Genomic DNA, 16,883 nt, shown 5'->3' with positions numbered 1-16,883 from the left:
CCGGGGCTGAGTGGTATAATGGCAAAGACAGTGATTGACCTCTTCTGCGGAGCCGGAGGCCTGAGCGCCGGATTTCAGCAGGCGGGATTCAAGATACTCGCAGGTCAGGATATGGATACGAAGGCTGGTGAGACATTCGCCAGAACGCATTCCGATGCCATCTTCATTGATGGGCCGATTCAGGAAGTCAGTGCCGAAACACTGTTGCTAATGACCCGGCTCAAACCTGGCGAACTTGATGTCTTGATTGGGGGACCGCCCTGCCAAGGATACTCCGTCTACAATCACCAACGTGGTCTGCATGACCCTCGAGCAGGATTGTTTCGAGAATACCTTCGTATGGTCGCGGGACTTAGGCCTAAATGGCTTGTGATGGAAAATGTCGCGGGCATTACGAGTATCGCAAATGGCGCGATTATCGACGAAATCAAAGCAGGTATGGATCAGCTTGGTTATCGCGTCGATATGAAAATACTCAAAGCTGAAGATTTCGGCGTCCCGCAGACAAGACGTCGTATGGTAATCATTGCGACCAGAACGAATGAAAGTATTCGCTTTCCTCAACCGACACATGGCTTCGGACTTTTGCCCTACGTCAGTGTATGGGATGCAATTTCTGACCTGCCTGTCATCCAAAATGGTGAGAGGGCCGATGGTCTTGATTACCGAACAACGCCTCAGAACGCGTTTCAATGTGCGATGAGGGGTGATGCCAAGAGCGTGTTTAATCACTCAGCTCCTAAACTATCTGCAATCAATCTGCTAAGGATGAACCATATTCCTGAGGGTGGGTCATGGCGTGACATACCAATAGAGCTACTTCCTGCGGGAATGAAGCGGGCGAAGAGAAGCGACCATACGAAAAGGTATGGGCGCCCGAGGAAGGACGATCTCTCCTGCACCATACTGACTAAGTGTGATCTTCATTGGGGTGCATATATTCACCCGGTGCAAAACCGTAGTTTTACCGTGCGGGAGGCAGCTAGATTGCAATCATTTCCTGATGCATTCGTTTTTAGTGGCAACAGAACTGAGCAGTTTGTGCAAGTTGGTAACGCAGTCCCACCGATATTAGGCACCGCAATCGCAGAAACCTTATTGGGCAAAAATAAGGGCGCAAAAGCCAAAAAATGCAAACATCCTATGGAAGAAAGTAAAGTCTCATTGTTTGCGTAGGCTCGCATTTATAGCTTGTTCGTATACGCGTGCGGGAGGCAAGTTTTGAGGAGAGCTAAAGGCAAGGCAAACCTGATCCACAGTAGTGGTGAAAGTCTCGGCTAAGGTAATTGGGCGCGGTAATTGTGATGTAACTTCGGGTGCTACAGTATAACTCACAAATGTTATTGTGCCGGAAGAGGGGTGGTAGGAATGAAGAGAGTTACCGAGGCGGTCACGAATGCGTTCGAAAACGGCTCTTGGGCAACAAAAAAATAGACCCTTCGTGCATTTGGGTTCTCGACGTAAAGCATGCCCCTTGTAGATAACTTGGGGGAGAATGCGTTTATTAACATTCTCCCAGTTGAAGCCTGCGTCGCTGTAGCCTGGAATGCGCCCTTGTGCGTCTTTGAAGGTTGCGCCGTTGAAAAACGCGTCTGACTGATTTGAGTAATTTCCGGTTGTATCAATTGTCTGCACTTCTACAGCAGTGAGCTCGGATACGTTGCCGAAAGCGTCGACCTTAGCAAGAATCCAGTCCATATAGTAGGATCCAGACACTTTTTTGCTATCTTTGTTTTGCCCCTTCGGTAAGGGTAGCTCGCCACCCCAATATTTGCCGAAAGCAACAACCTCATTGCCCGATATAGAACATGAAGCTATTCGAGCCTGTAGCTCTTGAGCGCGCATAATTTCGGTGCCGGCGCCAAAAGCGATATCTGCTATATCACTCAGTATTTTGAAATCATGAGCGTAAAGCCGATTGGGGCAACAAATAACAGCTTCATTGTCTTTGAGTGCTTGTAATGTGCAAGCGCCGTGTCTTGGCTTCAGGCAGGCATCGTCAACGAAAGGGCAATGCTTCTTTTCGGCAAGCTCTCTCCCTACGAGATTGCCTGGAGCGTAACCAAAAAACTCAACGATTCGAATGGCCATCGTTGAAATAGAGCACAGCCTGGGTAGATTCGCTAGTGGGCAGGCTCAACAAGCTATAACTCAGTATCGAGAGCGTCTGGGGATCATGGAAATATGATCGCTGAGTGTATATTCCGATTTTCCCTCTATGTGCGATTACTTAGAAAAGTGTAGTGCTGTAATCCTCTGAATAGTCCTCAGTCCTACGCCATACTCCTTGGCCAGTGCAGTTCCGGTTTCTTCGCCGTAGCGCTTGCGGATAGCTTCCTGAGCTTGTCTGCTGAGTTTGGGTTTCCTGCCCATTTTGATGCCACTCTCCATGGCTCTCTTCCTGCCAGATTGGGTGCGGTCGATGATAAGCGCACGTTCGAACTCGGCAAAGGAGGCAAGGAGGTTCATCGTCAGGCTTCCCATCATGTCATCCTTGATGGTGCCAACCCCTTGGATGGTTATGGCGATACCCTGCTGTCTGAGATTCTGGAGGACGGTCAGGATGTCGAGGGTGGACCTTCCGAGCCTGTCGAGCTTCATGACAACCAGCTCGTCACCTGTCTGGAGCTTCTTCAGCAATTTCGCGAATTGTGGTCTGTCATCAGATTTCACGGCGCCGGAAATCTTCTCCTTGAAGATATTGGTCCTTGGGACACCCAAGGCCATCAAGGCGTCTTCCTGTTCCTGTAAATCCTGTCCTGAAGTCGATACTCTGCAATAGCCATATTTCATATAATTCCCCTTATAGTTTTGGCGGGGATTTATGGCGGTCCATTTTTGGCTGTCTTCTGCGGTTTTATAATACCGCCATATTTCCCAATCTATGGCGGTATTGTATCAGAGTGAACTAATGATTTTGTACTATTTCGGAATCAAGCCCAGGCTCTTCATGGTCGCTATACATCCAGAAGTGGTCAACGCTTGCCCCGCCATTGTATCCTGCTACGTTGCTCCAGAATGAAGATAACGCAGTTGCAAGACGGTCTGCTGAAATATCAACAGCGGTATACGTGGCCGTACGTGTCCTGCTTGCAACAAAGCCATTGTCGACGAGCGCTCTTCTGAGCTTAGGGCGAAGTGAATTGTCTGTATCGTTATTGAGAGAAAATCTAATCAGAACTTCCACGTTACACACCTTTCATTATCTTGAAATTTTCACAACGAAGCGGAGGCTTCAGTTGAAAATATGGTTCGAGAAATCTCCTCTATCAACTCTTTTATTTCGTAATGTGTGGAGTTATTTTCTTCATAAGAGGAGCAATTTTGAATCATATCGGCGCTCATCAATGGCCAGTATTTATCGATAACATCATTCGGGTTTATTCTAAGGGCCGCACCAATAATTTTCTTCGCATCGCATGTGTCCGTATATGCTATTCTTTTATCCGTTTTTTGAAATAGCATCTCCGTACAAATATAGTTTTCTATTTCTCTTTTTCTCGTGGTATATAATTTTTTTCCTGCGCTTTCTATCTCCCGTCGTCGCTTGGCCAAGCTTGCTTCAGCTTCAGCGCCTCCACCAACGTCTGAGTCGATGAATACACACCAAGGAACACCAATTTTGTCCGCTAGACGAAGTGTAACCCAATGCTTCACGCTTCCACATCCTCCCATCATGATGGGGACTACACCTAAGTCACTCAGGCTAGTGCTGAGTATTCCTGCTTCCTTGAGTGAATCTGAGGCGTGATTTAGGAAGCAGATGTCAGATTTTCCCTCGACCAAGACAATCGCCTTAGCACGCTCAATACCTGGTTCAGGTAGAACGCCAAGGCTCTCGCTAGCCTCTTGCAGTATTCGAGGAGAGGGCGTTTCCACGATTGGATTATTCTCACAGTCCCGTGTAACGTATCTGACACTTTCCTGCGGTAGCAGTCCTGCGAGTGCAGGCACGTGTGTCGTGACCAATATCTGTCGGTGTGGTTGTGTTGCGAGTTGTAGCAACGAGTGCATGAGCATTTTCTGATAGTTTGGATGCTGGGATGTCTCCGGCTCCTCAATCGCGTAAATCACATTACGTTGAGTCCCGTGGGCGCTTTTTTCTGCCTCTGCGCGAAAAAAGTTCAACAACACCAGCCTGCGTACGCCACTTCCTCGCTTGTTTATGGGAATGCCATTGTCCCCTTCGAGGGAAAAATTAAAGACCCACTTAGGTTTCTCTTTAAACACAGGGGTAAGGGCTTGAGCTATGTCAGGAGCCATCTCAGAAAGCTTAATTAGTGTGCGATTGGCAACATCTAGGACGCTTCTAGTTACCTTATCTTCTAGTTCATTTATCTCTTTCTGGTACGCTAGTTGTGCTTCCTTTACTGCCTGTTGCAGGGGGTTTTTTGCCTCAGAATCTCCGTCGTTACTTTCTCGGTCTGCTTTGAATAAGGCAAATGTAGGCAGAAGGTCTTGTATTTTCTGCCATATCGCCTTGCTGTCGAGAGACAGGCCTTTATTTACGTCGAGGAGAGTCTCATGGAGCGTCGTAGGGGTGTATGAGGCGCGAATCGCTCTTCGCCAAAAGCTCGCGACACGTTTATCAGGGACATGCTCCGCGACCCCTCTCGTCTCCCCTAATTTTCTGAGTTCTCCTATCTTGGTTGCGAGAAGCGTTGAGATGTCGGGGTGGTTTGGATGACTACAACGTAGGTAAGTTCCTTCTATCTTCCCCGTGCTCGCTTTGTATTGCTTTACAACCTCAAGTAGTCCGTCTTCATTGAGGAGGCACTCTTCCGAGAGAGACGTCTCGACAGTATCATCTAATACGATGCTTGGAGGTAGTCCGTCGAAGATGCAGGAAATCTCAAATTGCTCTTCAGAATCTTGGACTGCGAAGCAATTCATATCACTTTTGTCAGATTTTATCCCTTCGGCTTCGAAAAATATTCCTAAAGCTTCGAGGATAGTGGACTTTCCGTAATCATTTCTGCCTACAAGCCCTGTTATAGTGGGTTCGAAAGGCACAGTAGTAGACTTGCGATACCCTCTAAAATTTTTTAGGCGCACAGAATGTAGATGCATCTTCGGTCCCTTCGACATTAACGCATTCAAGTCTGAAAGAGACGGTAGCGTCTCTCCACATCTTAGCGTATCAAAATCTTGCTAACTGTAGATCTACGCGTTGTCTTTTCGTTACCAGATCTGGATACTCTCGAAACAAAAGACGAATTGCTGTGCATTGCCGTCCCAAAAACACCTGTTTTGGGAATAGTCCATTTTTGCATGGCTGTGAGTTTGGTCATGCAATTATGGGACGGGGTTTGTGATACGGTTTTCAGGAGTTCATGGCTCGCCATGCTGTCATCTTGGAGACGTGCAGGAGCTTCGCCACCTCGCGTGCTGACAGCCCCTGTGCCTTGAGGCGTCTGGCCTGAGCGAGGTCTTCCTCTGGCAGGGAGGGGCGCCTTCCCAGACGTGTTCCTCTGGCCTTTGCCGTCTCCAGCCCTGACAGCACACGCTCTCGAATGATGTTGCGTTCGAACTCCGCAAAGCCTGCAAGAAGCAACAGGAACAGCTTGCCTCCGGCGCCTGAGGTGTCGATGCCGAGATTGAGGATACGCACGGCCACGCCTCGTTTTTTCAGCACATCGATGAGCGTCAGCACGTCCAGGGCGTTACGTCCCAGCCTGTCCAGCTTGGCGACAATCAGCGTGTCTCCTGCATGGAGCTTGCGCACCAGTTTCCTGAGCGCCGGTCGCGTCTTCCACGAAGTCGCCCCCGAGATGGTCTCGGTCACGATGCTGTCCTCGCTCACGCCCTCACGGAGCAGGTCGCTCACCTGATTGTCTGTCTGTTGTCGCGATGTGCTTACCCTCGCATAGCCATATTTTCCCATATTCCCGTCCTGTCATTGCGGGACAGCTTTTCGGTACGTCTGCACCCGGTTTCGCCATCCTCCCATTATCGTAACAGAATCAGGTGTTTACGGGATATCCTGGGGGCAGGTTCAGCACTGCACAGGGTGTGTGACGGCCTCGTTCTCTTCGGGATGAGCGTCTGTTTTTCCCCTGTTTATCGGAGGGGATGCACCCGGCATGGATGTCGAGATTTTCGGTCGCAAGGTCTGGATTTACGGAATCCAGGGACGGGTCAGCGGTCTGCGGGCATGGACCGAGACCCACACCACAACCTCGGGAGGACAGGTCAGGGATTGCGGACCTGGCGGTCTCCAGGTGGATGCACCAAGGGTCGATGTCCACACCACCCACCACCAGAGCTTTTGGGTCATTTCGCCCTCAGGCCGTGAGTGGCAGGGCAGGGGTAACTATCCCCTGCGAGAGGGTCAGGAGGTGCGTGTTCTCTGGGCGGGGCTCGGTGGTCAAACCACAACGGGTCATGTCGTGATGCATAACCGGACGCTCCAGAAGTTCTGGACCAATCCGATGGATTTACCTCGTGCGCTGACCTTTCATGGCATCAAGCGCCTGACCCTGAAATATCTCGCCATGCTGGCTCTGGTGTTCGGCGTCTCTTTGTACTTCCCGCTCACATACAGCGACGCTGGTACTGGCGCCTTTTTCAAAGGTCTCTTCGTGTGTCTGGTTCTGGTCGCTATCGGCGCCATGCATCGCGCGCGGATGATACGGGACAACCAGAGCGAAGCGCTCTCCGTCATTCAAAAAGCCGTCGCGAATGACCCAGAACTTCAACTGTCGCTTTCGGCCTGACGCACAGGAGCAGGTTTTGCAGTTCCGGCGCCTCGTCTTCTTCTCCACCTCATAAGGACTGACATCTCATGAGACCCTTCGGTTCTCTGCTCTCCTTGCTCATGCTTGCAGGTCTCACCGCCTGTGCCTCGGCTGGTGATGCGTCGATGAAAAACCTCACGGCATCGGAGGTCGATAGCGCCATCCATGATGGTGTCACGACAGGGGACGAGGTTCAGCGTCGTTTCGGTGCGCCTTCGGAAATCTCTCAGGAGAACGGGGCCACCATCTGGAGCTATGCCTACACGTCTGGCCGGGAGGATGGCCTTTCCATGGCCCAGGAGGCCGTGGGTCTCAGCTTCATCGGCACACGGACCAATAACGAGAGCAAATCCCTCGATGTCACGCTGAGGAACAACATCGTCCAGTCCCATCGCTTTGCCGTCAAGCATATCAGCGGTGGTAGCGGGGTGAGGCAATAACCATGAAACACGCTCTTGCCCTCCTCGTCCTGACGATGCCCCTCACGGCTCAGGCCCAGACCATGACCGAATGCATGATGGCGCGTAATCAGGGCATGATAAGCCCTGCCTGTGGCAAACTGCTCGGCCTGTCAGACAGGTCAGCCCAGCCCCCCGAGGATAATGGTGGGGTGCGTCTCAAACAGACGCTCTCCTACATGCCTCTGGGCAATCGTCTGGGGAATGCCAGCATCCTTGGCCTGTCTCTGGGCATGACGCAGGAGAAGGCCACGCAGAGTCTCAGGAACTGGTGCCTGCGTGACCCGAACATCGTGAACACGGCCATCTCGACCACCTACAAGGGCGCGCATGTCGAGACGCAGTTCTTCCCGAGGCAGATGCAATGCTCCAAAGGCGATGACACCATCGAGATAACGCTCTCCGCCCCTGTGATGGGGTCTGTGGTTACGCAGATAGAGCGGAACGTCTCCTTTGCTCCTGACAGCGCGCCGACCTTTGCAACGCTTCAGGAAGAGGTCGCCGGGAAATACGGTCTGCACCTGCCAGCTCCCGGCCCCTATGGGGAAGCCAGTCGTCAGCTCTATGCCAATATGGCAGGGCAGGAGATCGAGGGGGTGATTCACGCTGTCTCGCCCCGAAGCGAAGACATTTCGACCTATGACGTGCCGGGAGAGACCGGGCTGTTGCAGGTGCGTCTCCAAGGCGTGTCAGGCAATCCGGCCAATATCGGCCATATCAGCTTCGACCTGCACGACATGCGGGCCGAACGCCTGGTAGCAAGCGAATTGCTCAAGCAACTCAATGCATCCGTCGATGCGAAACTTGGCAAGGCGTTATCGCTGAAGCCCGAGCTTTGACGCTCTCATCTGGGGGGAGTTAACCCCTCGGCTGACTTGTCCTCTCACACAATGCTCATGATGCCAGACAGGGAAGGGCGGGGACTGGCTGATGTGGGACGGGTTGGAGAAGGCGTATGGGAGGCGTTGCGTGGTCTGTCGCCTCCGCCTGTGCCTGATTGCACATCACGCGTCTCCATCGCCCCTCTGTCTGCTCTCTGACGCAATGTGGTGACACGGGCCTTGGCAGAGAGAAGGTTGATGCGGGCAATCTTCATGACCTCGTCATCCTGCGTGTCTTTGAGATAGCCCAGAACCTCTTTCAGGGCCTGTTTCTCTCTCAGATAGTCCTTCACCTCCGGCAGGTTCATCCAGTCGCGGTGCTTGTGCTCGCGACTGCGGGCAATCCAGTCCGCCATCCATTTCATCGCATATAAAAAATTGCTGTCATCGTTCATGTCCAGCTTGCCGATATCGTGCCTGCGATAGCCGAGAGCTTCCAACGCCACATCGAAGACGGCTCTGGCCTTGCGGGCTTCTGCTCTGTGCCATGGCGTCCAGAGTGTCACACGGGATTCTGCCTCCAGCCAGTCCTGTCTCAATCCAGCCAGACGCTTCTCATGGCCAGCCCTGATATACGCTGTATCACGCGATTTCGGGTCGGGATGAGGTTCGGCAGGGAGATGGGACCAGCGAGACTGGAAGCTTTCTGACAGTTCGGTGAGCAGGTCAGCGAAACGCTTCTGTCCATGCAAATGGTCGCGGAGTTGCTGTTCCTTTTCTGCCTGTGCTTCGTTGAAATCGAGAACGGCCTGAGCTTCTGATTGTGTCATGCCTTTGGTGATGCTGGCGCGTGTCTTGGGGGAAGATGCAGGTATGGCACCAGTCCCAGCGACACTCCGAGTGATGGCGCCGGTTCTCAGGACAGGCCCTGATATTTTTCTCCCGCTTGCTGGTTCAGGTGCTGTTCTGACGGAATCCTCAGAGGGTTTGCATGGGTCTGGTGAAGGTGTTCCATGTTTATCATCAGAGGGGTCAACGGGGGTTTCCCCCTTGCCAGTTGGGTCTCGTGATGTGTCACGAGGGCCAGGGCTGGCTATGTCTTCCTTATTGCTCGCTATGTCTTCCTTATTGCTCGGACGTATCACGCTCTGTTCAGATGTTTCCTGGCCTAAAACGAAAGCGCTGAACTCCGCCTTGCGAACACCAAGCAGGCGGGACAGTGAGCCCACGATAACGCCATGCTCGTCTTTCAAAAGCACCACGTTGGGCTTTTTGTCTCCTGACATCAGAGACCAGCCCTGCGAGGAAATCGCACTCTGGAAGGCCTGCCAGTCGGAGCTCCCGGCATAGAGGTTTCGGACTTGATACTTGATATCGAACGGCTTCCCTCCCTGTCTCTGACTGCGTCTGGATTGCGGGTCCGAGAGGACGGAATTGGGCAAGGCCCCTTCACACAGCACCTGTAATCTCTCGCGATATTCTTCCGGGACTGCGTGATACACAGCCAGGTTATGGCGTCCCTTGGTCAACTCCAGCCCGTGCTTCAGCTCGAACAGACGAGCGACTTTCTCCTGTCTTTCGTAGCGGTGTGACACGTCCAGAACCTTGCCTGTCTCTGCATTGGTTGTGCGGACCAGGATATGGCAATGGCGGTTATCGGCCTCACCATCATGACGTGTCTTGGTATGGATGACGGCAAGGGCAACATCGGACGCCCTGAACCCGAACTCCTGCGCCAGCATGGTGATGCAGTCTGCAAACTGTTCAGTCGTCAGTTTCTCGCGGGATGATATCTGAAAATGCTGGACAGCATTGACGCGATTGAACGCTGTGGCGTCTGCAATGCAGTCATCGATGTCCTGACGTCTGCCTTTCCAGACATGGATGCGTTCATTGTCGCCGGTCTTTTCGACGAGGTGATGCCATATGGCGCCGGAGCCGGATGCGGTCCTGATGGGGTTGCTCTTGAGTATCATCTGACCCTCCCCAGCACGCGATTGATGCGGGCTTTGAGGTCATCGATATCCTGGGGCAGGGAGGAGGCAGGTACCTGTTCGCCACTGTTCAGCCTGCGAGCAATTTGATTGACATTATTGCCTATCGCTGACAGCTCCTGACGCAAAGCCAGAAGCTCTTCAGCAATAAGGCTTCCGCCTGCCATTTCATTAAGCAGAACCCGGCGACACCAGTCTGAAACCCTGCGTGTGCCTGCCTTGCGTTTTATCCTTGCCTGTTCGTCGGGTCTGACCCGGATGTGTAATGTCTCCGTTTTCATGATGTGTCCTCGTTTCTGAGGACTATTGTGACACGGGATTATGCAAGGGAGGCGGGTGGTTGGGTCAGCCCTGCCACTTTGTAGAGCATGCCAATGCTTGCAAAACGAGATGCTCTTGAGCGCCTTTCTGCCTCAAGCAGAGCCGGATACCATGTTCCGGGTTAGTGAGAAAAATTGTCTCTTGAAGCAACGTTGCCAGTGGCGTCACCGGGCTTGCCTGTTTTCACCGGATTACTATCCATGTAGGCAGACCCAAATCTGGTTAGGTCGGTTCCCGTGATAGGGTCCTTACGCATTGCCGATGTGTCATCGGGGTCTGGACCATGAGTTATGTCGGTTGATGGGGTGTCCTGGTATCCGGGAGGTGGATGATATTTTCCCGTAATCTGATAGGACTCTATGCTTTTCATATTCATGTCGAAACCTTCTCCCTTCCTGAGGGCAGGTGCAGGTTTCGCGTGCGAAAGGTGAAAGGGCACGAAGAACGACATGACTGAGAGGGGGAATGCCCAGTGCTTCAACATATAAGTCTCCAGCCTGTCAGGAAGTCATCTCCCCATGCATCATGGAGGAGGCAAGCCGAATCCTGCAAGTCCATGACGATAAGGATTTTCGCCTCGGTTGCAGGAGGAGGCTGTCCTCTGGAGCTCATACATTCGCAAGGCAGACCGCGAGCATGAACACCTTCTTGGTTCTTATATAAACCAGTTGGAACAGGACCAGAGTGAGAGACTGTGTTCTCCTGCTTCGGCGCCTTTGAAATCATGGAATCCCTAGATGTGTTTGTCTCCCTGAAATCCTTCACGACCCTGAAATGAAGGGTATGCAGGAACATGGTTTGCAGTCTCTGGATATCACTTTCGGCATAATGGAAATCAGGATGGCGAGCTGACAGTCTGTTCAGTCTCTCATCAGCAAACCCACGCAAAAGCAGGAGAACAGCCCCGCCTGATGTCTTCTGCTTCATCAGTTGTCTGGCTCTGCTGACACGCCATTCAGAGAGAGCGCTGGTGTCCTTGCCCTCGTATACACCCCGGTAACGGCGCTTGATGTCTTTCCTCATTCCGATGAAGGTCAGGCTGGTTTCAGGCTTGCCATGGTCCTTGGTCGTGTAACGTGACGCTCTGGCGACATCGCGGATATCCTTGATAGCCTCATCTCGTCTGTCGAATTCATTGGGAAAAGCATCGAGTATCTGTTCCTCGACCCATGCCCTGTGTTTGGGTGAGACGTAGAGCTGGATGTGATAATGCGGTGTTTCATCTTCATGCAGTTCCAGCGCTGTCATGCCCAGCAGGAGAACATTCTTGTCTTGGGCTTTACGTCTGACACTCTTCCAGCGTCTGCCGATTTCAGTCTTGGCCTGTTCGTAGGAGCAGTTGCGGTATTCCCCCGGCAGGGTGAGGGTCAGGAATAATCCGGCGTAGTTGAGGAAGTTGACGGCAAGGTCGTGAATCCCATCTGCTATGGCAAGATTTACCGCATAGCTCCTGCGAAGATGGAACTGGCGCAAATCATGAGCTGACAGGCTTCGTTCGGGGTGTTCTGCATCAGGGATGATGATGAAGCTTTTGGCGCTTGCGGTTCTGGCGTTATCGAAGTCCTGTTGAACCTCGTCGTCTTCTGGATGCAGGCCAATGACCCTGCGGAGATTGCGCCGTAATCTGTTGGCCTTGCGTGTAAAGACACGCCCGGTGATTCGTCTGAGTTCCTTCAGCTCGGCGTGAGATTGGGAGAGAAGGTCGAAGCCGGAAACGAGTTCATCTGGCTGTGTTTCAACCCACGCGATGACCTCACAGGCGATTTGTTCGGCTTCGTCATAGCAGGCGAGAAAGACGCATTTTTCTGCGGTTATTCGTGTGATTTGGTCTTTGTAGAACCCATGCAGGGGATACAGCCTGCGCCAGATATCTGGCCTGTCGGTTTTTATATAACTCTCTATCTCTTCATATTGCACATCATCCTACGCATTCCCCATACAAACGGAGATGCGATAAATGATGTATACTGTCTGTCAGTGGTGCCAATCATAGCGTTACTCCTTCGTACAGCCGGTCTGGGTCAACTTCTGGCTGTAGGAGGGAGTATAGCACCCGGACAGGCGTATTTGTTCAGATGCGGTATATTTCGTCAGGGAGACGAATAGACTGTCTGTCTATTGTTGCAGGGCCTTGATGCGCCAGAACTCGGGATAGACGACAGCATCGGCGACCTTCTTGAGGTTTTCCACCTCGATTTCATCGAGATATTCCTTGATGCCTACCGAACGGCTCTGCCCTTCATGTCCAAGGAACTTGTCAATCCAGACGTCACGCAGACCACCCTCGCCATGCTCATGGATATTGCGAAGCTTGGTGGAAACGTAATGACGAAAGGAGTGGAAAACCATTGTGGCAGGGATTCCCAGCCTCTTCTTGTGGGTCGAAAAGTTCCTGCCAAAAAGCCCTGACCGTCTCTTGTCCTTCCCTGAGAAACTCAGCTCGTGAAACAGATAGGTATGACCCGCCTGTTTCGAACGCATGGCAAAATCGAGAAAGCCCTCGTCAATCAGACGCTGGCAGACAGGAACAACCCGTGTGCCAGCTTCGGTCTTGGGGTTCCACTCGGTCCAGGGTTCTCCCTCTGTAGCTTCATGCTCCTGAATGACGATGCAGGGGATGCCCTTGAGGGTCATGATGTCCTGATTGCGTAGGCGACAGATTTCCTCCACCCGCATACCCGTATAGGCGCCGACACCCACGATGAAGCCAAACGTCTCCTTTGAAATGGATGTGGCAATCTCGAAAGGGGCTTCTGCCAGTCGGGCAAGATGCTCGTCGCTCCAGCGGATGCGCCGAAGTTTCTTCTTGGTATCGAATGACCAGCCTGTGAACAGGTTTCTGTCCACGAGGTCACGCAGGAGATAATAGCGCCAGATGGCAGACAGACGGGAAAAGTTGTTTTTGACGGCCTTGCCCGAGACTGTCCTGAGTTTGAGCCGGGTCGACTCTTCCGCCAGTTCGAGTGCGGTCCTTTTGTCGTTCTTTTTTCTGCCGTGGTATTCCGGAAGCTTCTCCATCACCTCCTTGAATCGTCCGGCATCGGCGCCGGTGTAGAGGCGTATCTCCTTGTCCCCGCAGACTTCGAGAAAGCGCCTGATGACATTGCGATAACCTCTGAAGTCGGCGTCCTTCCACTTTTGCGAAGAGGCGAGGATGAAGGCTTCGCTTGCTTCGGAGAACAGAGGGCTTTTGTCCGGCTCCTTCGGTTTGGTCCAGGTTTCGATATTGCTGAAGTGGCCGAGGATGGCAGACATCTTCTCCTGCACGTCGAATGCGGGAGAGTGTTTCACAATGGTCTGAAGCTCTTCCACGGACTCTTTCGCTGTATCGACGAAGGTCATGAACTGCTTATGGTCCCGCATACGATGGAGCAGGTGTTCTGCGTTCATGACGCGATACTGGGACCGTAGCGCCGACAACTCGCTCTCATAGGCAGAGATGAGACTGTCGAGCAGAGGCCGGAGCTGGTCATCGATGCTCTCTCTCAGTGAATCATTGATGTCCTGAAAGAGCTCCTGCGTCACGCGATGCACTCCTGAAAACAGCCTGTCTGTGGCCAGAGAGATTGCACAGGCCCGGCTTTTTGCAAGCGATTTGTCATTCGTGTCGAGCGTGACCCAGAGCTCGCGTCGTCTCATCAGCTCACGCAGATTTGTCGGAATGACACGTCTGAAAGCATATCCGGCAGGGCGTCGAACCAGCATTGCAAGGCCATGATGGGGCACCCGGATGTAGCAAAACACCGGGTTCAGGTTGCGGGAACCTGAAAAACACAATCATTTCAATGCTTTATGTGGTGCGAACTATGGGACTCGAACCCATACGCCCTTACGGACTCGAGATTTTAAGTCTCGTGCGTCTACCATTCCGCCAAGTTCGCACAGCACGGCTCAGGCTCTAGCACGTGGGCGAGGGGGTGAAAATCCCTTGTGGGCAGCGTAGCTATTATCCCAGTGCCATCAGCGCTGTACCATGCTGCCTGAGCCAGGCTTGTGCCGGCTTGCGGTGTTCATGAAACCGCTCCACCAAAGTCCAGAAAGCCGGGCTATGGTCGAAATGCGTCAGATGGGCGAGCTCGTGCACCATCACGTAACGGCGAACAGATTCGGGCATCATAATGAGGCGCCAGTTCAGCATAATCCGTCCGGCCCGTGTGCAACTCCCCCAGCGGGTGCGAGCATTGCTGCAAGCGAAACGCGAGATCTGGCACGACATTCGCTTTGCCTCATGGGCGAGTTCGGCGGGGAGCACCAACCCGGCCCGATGCCTGAGGAAAACCAGAACCCGGTGCTCGAAGCGCTCAACAGGACCGTTGATCCGCAGAATACCCTTTTCCATAATAGCGCTCTGTCTCTGCTCCGGCGCATGAACCAGGGTGACCGGGTAATCATCAAGTAGGATGGTGCTTCCGGGAACAAGGGCGGTCACAGCCGGCAGGGCATTGAGTCGTTCGCGCACCCAGCTGTCGTGAGTGTGTAGAAAGCGTCGCGCATGGGACAGCGGTAAATGGCGGGGGCAGGTCACCACCACCTGACGGTTGGCGCTGTCGATGCGAAGCGAAATGCGCTTGGCACGCGCAGAGTGTCGCCACGTCACCGGGTAGGCGGGGTCTGTCACCAGCGTCGTTTGGTTGAAGGTCGCTTACGCCGTTTTTTCGCAACGCCGGGGGGAATTTCCGCCGGCCACTCAACGATATGGTCTTCCAGCATCCCGGCTTCGCGCTCGCTGATCATGCGGCCCTTTCCCGAGATTTTCGCTTCGTGCACAGAGTCAGCCGAGCTCGTGCGCAAATGGTGCCAGGCTGGGAGGTCCTGTCCGTCTCGGATCAGCACATAAGCGCAGCTTGGAGGCAGCCAGTCGATATCGGCGAGGATTTCCGGTGTGAGCGACACGCAATCAGGTACCTTGCGAAACCGCGTGGGATACTCCGAGCACTGGCAGGTTTCCAGATCAAGCAGACGACACGCGACATTCGTGAAATGGATCGCGTCGGTCTCTTCATCACGCAGTTTGTGCAGGCAGCATTTCCCGCAGCCATCACAGAGAGATTCCCACTGTTCAGTCGTCATTTCCGACAGGGGGATTACCTGCCAGAACGGATGCTTGGGATCAGACATGGGCGATCCTGCCAAGGGCGAGACAGATAGCGAAGGCGGCAACGGAAATCAGGCAGGAAAGCAGGATTGGACCTCTCAGCAGGGGAAGCCATAGCAGGCGCAGACGGGCACGCGGACCAGCGCCAAGACCGGAAGCGGCCCGCGTCAGACCCTCGATCCTGCCCGATACTCTCCCGTGGATTGGCAGGATACAGAAAGGTGCCACCAGAAAACCGCAGCAGACCCACGCGCCATGGAACGGCCAGCGTGGCATGACGCTGCTCAGCCAGAACGCGCTGATTAAAGCAGCAAAGGCGACAGGGGTCAGGAGGGTTTCAAGAAGCGGCTGGATCCTGTTGGGCGCGCCAAAAAAGGAGAAAGCCGCCAGCAGGCTCAGGCAGAAAGCCCAGCCCGTGGTGATGGCCAGCAGGACCGGAATCATGGCGCGGCCGTCAGCCAGGTCTGGAAACGCTTTTGCAGGGCATAATAATTGATGGCCCAGAAGCTGTCGCTAACGGCCAGCGTACGGATATCGCGTCCGTCCTGAGGGGCATCCTGCGTGTCATCATGCAATGGGGTCTGATCGCGCAGCATTTTCAGAATAGTCTCTGTCTGCTCCGGGGGAACATTGCGCGGTATTGCCCAGGAAACCCTCTGACGCAGGGATTGACGCCACTGCGCCGCAAAACTGGCTTTCTCTCCCAGATCGGCCAGCCTGTCGTGGGGGGTGGAGAGCATGAGCGCAGCCCCGCTGCTCATAATGCGCGAGGCCTCCTCGGGGGTACGCCACCAGACCAGATAAGGACGAAGCTGATCGAGCTTGCGAAAAGCGCGGTCCACTCCAGCGGGAGAGGCAAGAACCGTATAGATATCGCCAGGGGAGACGCCGTCAGCCATGAGGGCAATCTCCAGTGTTCCTCTGGGGTCCAGACGAAGAGCGCGTTTGCCAGGATGGCGTGCAATGTCCCAGAAGTCACTCCAGCTCGGAGCATCATCACCGAGCCTTCCTCGATCCCACGCCAGGACAAGGCTGTCCTCGCCTGCGGGGATAGCGCAAGGTGATTCCGTCGAGCTGCGTGTGGTGGGCGACGTGGCAGGAGCCGGAAGGCTTTGGACGACGCCGTCACGACAGGCCACATACAGCGTCATATTGTCCATCATGGCGGCCAGCCAGGCGGGTTTGCGGGTCTGGGCTGCCAGCCGCAATGTGGGGAGCGTACCATCCCATTCGCGCAGTGGATAAGGCTGATCAGGCATCAGGAGAGAATGCGCGTCGAGACTGCCTGACAGTACGGCCAGACCAAGCTGAGCGGAGGCGGGGCGACTGGCTTTTCTGCCTTTGGCATGATGCGTGACATGATGGACATGGTGGCTGGTCGCCGTCGCCTGGCATGGCAATGCAGGCAGCAGCGCTGGCAGGCAGAACAACGCGAGCATCAAACGCGCTGCGTTGCT

16 protein-coding genes and 1 tRNA gene are annotated in these 16,883 nt (G+C 53.7%); 4 read left to right on the top strand and 13 right to left on the bottom strand.

Translation table 11 applies throughout. The features are described 5' to 3' along the window. Positions 1–18: 18 nt before the first annotated feature. Positions 19–1,176 carry a DNA cytosine methyltransferase gene (locus ACWNRM_RS07200; RefSeq protein ID WP_485170083.1) on the top strand — a complete coding sequence of 386 codons (1,158 nt, stop codon included), beginning with the start codon at positions 19–21 and terminating at the stop codon, positions 1,174–1,176. Here the strand turns inward: ACWNRM_RS07200 and ACWNRM_RS07195 are convergent. The 4 genes from ACWNRM_RS07195 to ACWNRM_RS07180 all read right to left on the bottom strand — a co-directional run bounded on the left by ACWNRM_RS07195 (position 1,162) and on the right by ACWNRM_RS07180 (position 5,884). Beyond that, positions 1,162–2,091 carry a NotI family restriction endonuclease gene (locus ACWNRM_RS07195; protein ID WP_485170084.1) on the bottom strand — a complete coding sequence of 310 codons (930 nt, stop codon included), beginning with the start codon at positions 2,089–2,091 and terminating at the stop codon, positions 1,162–1,164. The genes ACWNRM_RS07200 and ACWNRM_RS07195 overlap by 15 nt on opposite strands. Positions 2,092–2,226: 135 nt before the next feature. Next, entirely contained in the window at positions 2,227–2,793 is a 567-nt protein-coding gene (locus ACWNRM_RS07190; RefSeq protein ID WP_485170085.1) for a recombinase family protein, read from the bottom strand. A 423-nt stretch (positions 2,794–3,216) separates the two neighbouring features. Continuing rightward, positions 3,217–5,070 (bottom strand): AAA family ATPase, encoded by a 1,854-nt coding sequence (locus ACWNRM_RS07185; RefSeq protein WP_485172186.1) that lies wholly within the window; start codon positions 5,068–5,070, stop codon positions 3,217–3,219. Positions 5,071–5,323: 253 nt separating this feature from the next. Beyond that, complete coding sequence (locus ACWNRM_RS07180; protein ID WP_264813760.1) at positions 5,324–5,884, bottom strand: recombinase family protein; 561 nt, start codon at positions 5,882–5,884, stop codon at positions 5,324–5,326. A gap of 199 nt (positions 5,885–6,083) precedes the next feature. Here ACWNRM_RS07180 and ACWNRM_RS07175 point away from each other — a divergent pair, with 199 nt between their 5' ends. The 3 genes from ACWNRM_RS07175 to ACWNRM_RS07165 all read left to right on the top strand — a co-directional run bounded on the left by ACWNRM_RS07175 (position 6,084) and on the right by ACWNRM_RS07165 (position 8,034). Beyond that, positions 6,084–6,716, top strand: a complete 633-nt coding sequence (locus ACWNRM_RS07175) for a hypothetical protein (protein WP_485170087.1) — start codon at positions 6,084–6,086, stop codon at positions 6,714–6,716. 68 nt (positions 6,717–6,784) lie between these two features. Continuing rightward, positions 6,785–7,177 carry a hypothetical protein gene (locus ACWNRM_RS07170; RefSeq protein WP_485170088.1) on the top strand — a complete coding sequence of 131 codons (393 nt, stop codon included), beginning with the start codon at positions 6,785–6,787 and terminating at the stop codon, positions 7,175–7,177. Between the two features lie 2 nt (positions 7,178–7,179). Next, on the top strand, positions 7,180–8,034 hold the full coding sequence (locus ACWNRM_RS07165) for a hypothetical protein (RefSeq protein ID WP_485170089.1): 855 nt from the start codon (positions 7,180–7,182) through the stop codon (positions 8,032–8,034). A 44-nt stretch (positions 8,035–8,078) separates the two neighbouring features. Here the strand turns inward: ACWNRM_RS07165 and ACWNRM_RS07160 are convergent, their stop codons facing one another. The 9 genes from ACWNRM_RS07160 to ACWNRM_RS07120 form a co-directional block, all read right to left on the bottom strand. Further along, positions 8,079–9,992, bottom strand: coding sequence for a relaxase/mobilization nuclease domain-containing protein (locus ACWNRM_RS07160; protein WP_485170090.1), 1,914 nt, complete (start codon positions 9,990–9,992; stop codon positions 8,079–8,081). Beyond that, on the bottom strand, positions 9,989–10,291 hold the full coding sequence (locus ACWNRM_RS07155) for a MobC family plasmid mobilization relaxosome protein (protein ID WP_485170091.1): 303 nt from the start codon (positions 10,289–10,291) through the stop codon (positions 9,989–9,991). The genes ACWNRM_RS07160 and ACWNRM_RS07155 overlap by 4 nt, the downstream gene beginning before the upstream one ends. Positions 10,292–10,808: 517 nt before the next feature. Further along, a complete protein-coding gene (locus ACWNRM_RS07150; RefSeq protein ID WP_485170092.1) occupies positions 10,809–12,248 on the bottom strand; it encodes a rolling circle replication-associated protein in 1,440 nt (479 codons plus the stop codon). A gap of 198 nt (positions 12,249–12,446) precedes the next feature. Continuing rightward, on the bottom strand, positions 12,447–14,036 hold the full coding sequence (locus ACWNRM_RS07145; RefSeq protein ID WP_485170198.1) for a DUF6538 domain-containing protein: 1,590 nt from the start codon (positions 14,034–14,036) through the stop codon (positions 12,447–12,449). A 90-nt stretch (positions 14,037–14,126) separates the two neighbouring features. Next, positions 14,127–14,212 (bottom strand) — tRNA-Leu (locus ACWNRM_RS07140). Between the two features lie 65 nt (positions 14,213–14,277). Next, positions 14,278–14,949, bottom strand: a complete 672-nt coding sequence (locus tag ACWNRM_RS07135) for a M48 family metallopeptidase (protein WP_485170093.1) — start codon at positions 14,947–14,949, stop codon at positions 14,278–14,280. Further along, a complete protein-coding gene (locus tag ACWNRM_RS07130; protein ID WP_485170094.1) occupies positions 14,946–15,449 on the bottom strand; it encodes a YcgN family cysteine cluster protein in 504 nt (167 codons plus the stop codon). The genes ACWNRM_RS07135 and ACWNRM_RS07130 overlap by 4 nt, the downstream gene beginning before the upstream one ends. Next, on the bottom strand, positions 15,442–15,870 hold the full coding sequence (locus ACWNRM_RS07125) for a hypothetical protein (RefSeq protein ID WP_485170095.1): 429 nt from the start codon (positions 15,868–15,870) through the stop codon (positions 15,442–15,444). Before ACWNRM_RS07125 ends, ACWNRM_RS07130 begins: the two co-directional genes overlap by 8 nt. Then, positions 15,867–16,865, bottom strand: coding sequence for an extracellular solute-binding protein (locus ACWNRM_RS07120; protein WP_485170096.1), 999 nt, complete (start codon positions 16,863–16,865; stop codon positions 15,867–15,869). The genes ACWNRM_RS07125 and ACWNRM_RS07120 overlap by 4 nt, the downstream gene beginning before the upstream one ends. Positions 16,866–16,883: the final 18 nt, after the last annotated feature.

Source organism: Asaia sp. A2, assembly GCF_057319415.1.
This window is presented reverse-complemented; position numbering and strand designations above follow the sequence as displayed.